5 protein-coding genes and 1 pseudogene are annotated in these 4,059 nt (G+C 35.0%); 4 read left to right on the top strand and 2 right to left on the bottom strand.

All coding sequences use genetic code 11. The features are described from left to right. A pseudogene (locus tag ABH957_RS29400) lies at window positions 1–189 on the bottom strand (BclA C-terminal domain-containing protein); the annotation flags it as partial. Window positions 190–583: 394 nt separating this feature from the next. On the opposite strand from ABH957_RS29400, the gene ABH957_RS29395 reads away from it, so the two are divergent. Further along, window positions 584–757, top strand: a complete 174-nt coding sequence (locus tag ABH957_RS29395; RefSeq protein ID WP_332301523.1) for a hypothetical protein — start codon at window positions 584–586, stop codon at window positions 755–757. Between the two features lie 122 nt (window positions 758–879). On the opposite strand, the gene ABH957_RS29390 is transcribed toward ABH957_RS29395, so the two are convergent. Further along, window positions 880–1,095 carry a spore germination protein gene (locus ABH957_RS29390; RefSeq protein WP_269482638.1) on the bottom strand — a complete coding sequence of 72 codons (216 nt, stop codon included), beginning with the start codon at window positions 1,093–1,095 and terminating at the stop codon, window positions 880–882. 634 nt (window positions 1,096–1,729) lie between these two features. On the opposite strand from ABH957_RS29390, the gene ABH957_RS29385 reads away from it, so the two are divergent. From ABH957_RS29385 to ABH957_RS29375, 3 genes are all read left to right on the top strand, one after another. Further along, window positions 1,730–2,332: a DUF6944 family repetitive protein gene (locus tag ABH957_RS29385; protein ID WP_404512915.1), complete on the top strand. Its 603-nt coding sequence runs from the start codon at window positions 1,730–1,732 to the stop codon at window positions 2,330–2,332. 202 nt (window positions 2,333–2,534) lie between these two features. Further along, on the top strand, window positions 2,535–2,999 hold the full coding sequence (locus ABH957_RS29380) for an ArpU family phage packaging/lysis transcriptional regulator (RefSeq protein ID WP_404512913.1): 465 nt from the start codon (window positions 2,535–2,537) through the stop codon (window positions 2,997–2,999). Beyond that, the gene (locus ABH957_RS29375; protein ID WP_404457451.1) at window positions 2,999–3,541 is read left to right on the top strand and encodes a site-specific integrase; all 543 of its coding nucleotides are present in this window, start codon (window positions 2,999–3,001) and stop codon (window positions 3,539–3,541) included. Before ABH957_RS29380 ends, ABH957_RS29375 begins: the two co-directional genes overlap by 1 nt. Window positions 3,542–4,059 lie beyond the last annotated feature (518 nt).

The raw sequence follows: 4,059 nt of genomic DNA, 5'->3' as shown, positions 1-4,059 counted from the left end.
TCCGGTCGGTCCCGTAGGTCCTGGAGGTCCACCGGAAGATCCTGTCGCTCCAGTTATTCCGGTCGGTCCCGTAGGTCCTGGAGGTCCACCGGAAGGTCCTGTCGCTCCAGTTATTCCAGTAGGCCCTATTTGAGGAAAAGGAAAGGCACATGGAAAGGGTATGTGACAATTCTTTTTAAATTTACTCATTTTTACACCTCACTCATAAATGAACTAACGATACTATAACAACTTATGAGTAAACCGACACACAGGTGTAAGGAAAAAAACTATGAAAATCAAAACAGGCCTTAAGAGTAAGACTCTATTTCGCATCCCATACCAAAAAGAGCGCTAAACATAAGTGCTCTTCGGACCAAAACTCTTAATGTAAAAGAGTACGTGATACCATATGTAATTTTTTCATGGGGCGTGAAGTATTTGAACGAAATCGCTATTTTAATTTCAAACAAAAGAGCGGCTAGCAAAAGCTAACTGCTTAATACAGAGAAGAGAAGAACTACAGGGACAGTTAAATGAGTTCTGGCTTATTGCCTGTGTATAGCATTTGCGAATTATTAAATTTTATTCAGGAGGAATGGATTTGAAAAGATATCGCGTTGAATTTAATGAAACTAAATCTTATGAAGCATTTGTGGAAGCACCTGATCTAGATAAAGCAATTGATAAAGTACGTAATGGTCTTGTGGAGGATGAAGAACTAATTGAAAAAGATATAATTATAGATGAGATGTACTTACAGAATAAGAGCAGCTAGCAAAAGCTAACTGCTCAGTCTTGAAGAAAATCTAAATGGTTACAGTACATTAAAGATGGATTATCTATAGTATGGACGGGGATATTGAGTTTTATTCAGAGGGGAGAAGGAAGTGAATAAATTTAAACTGTCCCAACTTGATTTTGGTCTGCAACATCAGCATCAAATGTGTTTGTTGCGCTAACACCGCTAAAGGTATTGACAACAAAACCAACATTTGACGCCCCTGAACCATTATAAGATTTTGTATTCTCTTTTGGAGAAACATTATAAAAATCGCCTAAGTTGAAAGAACCAGCACTATTTTGTACGACAAGGTTTGCTACAACTGAGGGCATAGTACTCACCTGCTTTCCTAAAAAGTATTTAAATTAGCATATGATGTAATGGTGTAATCGTCTAGAGGTTCATTTTGATCTAAGAATTCGAAGTTATTACTCGTGAAAATTTTAATAGAATAGTTATTTAGCAATAAATAAAAAGAGCACATTTCTATATGCACTCTTAGTAAGGTAGGTGAATGTCTCATGAGATAAAAAAATCTAAAAAATTGTAATCAGATTTTCATGAGTAAATTTTTAATATTGTATTCGTTACTTGGAATTATTGAGCCTGTCATTAAAGAAAAGAGGAATGGATATGAAAAGATATCGTGTTGAGCTTACTGAAACTAAATCCTATAAAGCATTTGTGGAAGCATCTGATTTTGATAAGGCGATTGATAAAGTTCGTGATAGTCTTGTGGAGGATGAATAGTTAATTGAAAAACATGTAATTATAGATGGGATGTACTTACAGAAAAAAGCAGCTAGTAAAAACTAACTGCTCCAAACAGGGATGTAACTCTAGATGTATGTATAGTATTGACGAAACATTGAGTTTTATTCAGGAGGGAGAGAAGTAGGCCATTAACAAGAAGATGCTCCAATACATATCTTGCAAGTAGTAAATTAATGACGGGGTAGATTGAGAATGGATGATCCGATTAAGGAGATAGTTGGCGCATGGTTTGTTGCATTAGGGACAATTATTGCTGCGATTGGGAGTACACCTTTAAAAAGATTGAACAGCGAATTAAGAAAAGATTTGAGCGTATGGGGGAATGTATTACAGGCAACGGGGAATGGTCTGGAAGCTGATGGACAAGGAGAAATATCCCTTGAATTGATTGGGAACGAAATCCAATCAATTGGTAATGTAACGGTTCTAACAGGACTCATTATAGAATTTGAAGATGAAACAAAAAAAAAATTAGTAATTGCAGGAAATTGGATACAAGCATTAGGTGGTGTTACATCAATAGGTGGGGAAATAGAGGATAGTTCCAATATGGATGAATCGTATATCATTATCGGGAATGTGTTACAAGCGACTGGTAATTCATTACAGGCAATAGGTGGAATAGATGAATTGAAAGCTAGTCGGGATAAAGTGGAGGGAATTTCGGAAGACGATGATGAGGATGGGCAGCTTATAGTGATTACGGGGAGTTGGGTCCAAGCGGTCGGTTCAGTAGTTTCATTAATCGGTCAAATAAGAGAAGAAAGCCAAGAGATAGAAGAAAGTATTTCATAGAGGACTTAATAAAATAATCCTTTTCTAATAACAAAGTTACTAAAATATGAGAAAATGATATAATAATACCAATTAAATATTTAGTCCTACTGGAAGAACCAGCGGACATCAAACCATAAAGAGCATAAGCGATAGTGCTCTATGGTTTGGTGTCCGCTTTTTGTTTTTTTATTAATAAAATAGATAAGGAGTGTTTTTATATATGACGCAATTAACTTTCTTACCTAAAATTGATCGTAAAGCAACACAAGTTCGTTTAGAAGAGATTCTTGAAAATGTTCGTATTTATAGAAAATTTGGGATGATTAGAAATGAGATGAAGGTCACAGCTTCTTGCGAGGTAAGATATCATGGCCCAACAAACATGGTAGGCAAGCCAGCTGAAGATGTTGCTTTAGCAAATGTTGCAATGAGTGAAAGAGAATTAAAATTACAACGTTTATCTTTTCAAATTGATAAAATATTAAGTCGATTTAGCAAAAATCAACGAGATATCATTGTAAAACGATATTTGGAAGATGAGGAAGTCTTTGATTATATGGTTTATAACGATATTGGTATGAGTGAACGTACATATAGAAGAAATAAATCTAATGCTTTTTATAAATTAGCATTTGCTCTTAGATTAGAAGTTTATGAGACTGAAGAATCTGGAGGTAATGAATAATGAATTTTGTTCAGCCGATACGTGATCCAGAGCGAATACAACAGCTAAAAGAGTATTTTAAGGAAAAGAGCTTACGTAATTACATTCTCTTCATTATGGGTATTAATACAGGTCTCAGAATCTCAGATATTTTGAAATTGAAGGTAGGGGATGTTAAAGGCAGCCATATATCTATGCGGGAAAAGAAAACAGGGAAACAGAAACGAATACAAATTACTGCAGCGCTGAAAAGAGAACTTAAATGGTTTATTGTAGAAAGAGAAGACAATGAGTATTTATTGCAAAGCAGACAAGGTAAGAATCGTCCAATTGGTCGTAGCATGGCATATAAGATATTAAGCGGAGCAGCGGCAGAGTTTGGGTTAGATGAAATAGGAACACATACGTTAAGAAAAACATACGGGTATCACATGTACATGCAAACGAAAAACATAGCATTACTTATGGAGATATTCAATCACTCTTCAGAGAAGGTCACGTTACGTTATATAGGTGTAAACCAAGATGCAATGGATAAAGCAATGACTAGGTTTAAAATCTAATCACTGCTTATTTCTTTTTAAATCTAGGGGTATTGCAGCATTTTGGAAAAAACTCACGCTAAAAGTATGCAAGATTTTATACAGTTCTAGTAACAAACAAGAACCCTAAAACCGCGCTAGGATAGGGATGTATAAAAAAGTGCATAGATCCATAGAACAAAAAAAGAAGGTTCCTTGGTGAGAGTACGGTTTCCTCTCTTTTCTTTGCTACCGATAATGATACGTTATGTTAACTAGACGTGTATGAGATATACAATCAAACAAAATTATTTTCCATTTTCATTCTTATTTTGAAATAGATGTACAATCAAAAGTCCACCAGCAAATAAGATTGGAAATCCTACGACTATATATCATCCGTTTTTTTGTATTCCTAATATAATTGCAAAATAACAAAACAAAAAAAGACCCTACAAGAGGGTCTGAAGTGAACCCCGAAAACGGGACACATATCAAAACACCTAAACCATCTGTTCCCTAAATTCTTTAGGGGATAGGTGGTTTAATTTTTCTTGAAT

The sequence above is a fragment of the Bacillus sp. RC242 genome, assembly GCF_044908245.1.
In the GTDB taxonomy this organism is placed as follows: domain Bacteria; phylum Bacillota; class Bacilli; order Bacillales; family Bacillaceae_G; genus Bacillus_A; species Bacillus_A mycoides.
The sequence above is the reverse complement of the archived record's forward strand: the minus strand, read 5'-3'. Positions and strand labels throughout refer to the sequence as shown.

Excerpts from the sequence above, each read along its gene's own strand:
- ABH957_RS29390 (WP_269482638.1), bottom strand. The coding sequence starts at position 1,095 with ATGCCCTCAGTTGTAGCAAACCTTGTCGTACAAAATAGTGCTGGTTCT.
- ABH957_RS29385 (WP_404512915.1), top strand. The coding sequence starts at position 1,730 with ATGGATGATCCGATTAAGGAGATAGTTGGCGCATGGTTTGTTGCATTA.
- ABH957_RS29380 (WP_404512913.1), top strand. The coding sequence starts at position 2,535 with ATGACGCAATTAACTTTCTTACCTAAAATTGATCGTAAAGCAACACAA.
- ABH957_RS29375 (WP_404457451.1), top strand. The coding sequence starts at position 2,999 with ATGAATTTTGTTCAGCCGATACGTGATCCAGAGCGAATACAACAGCTA.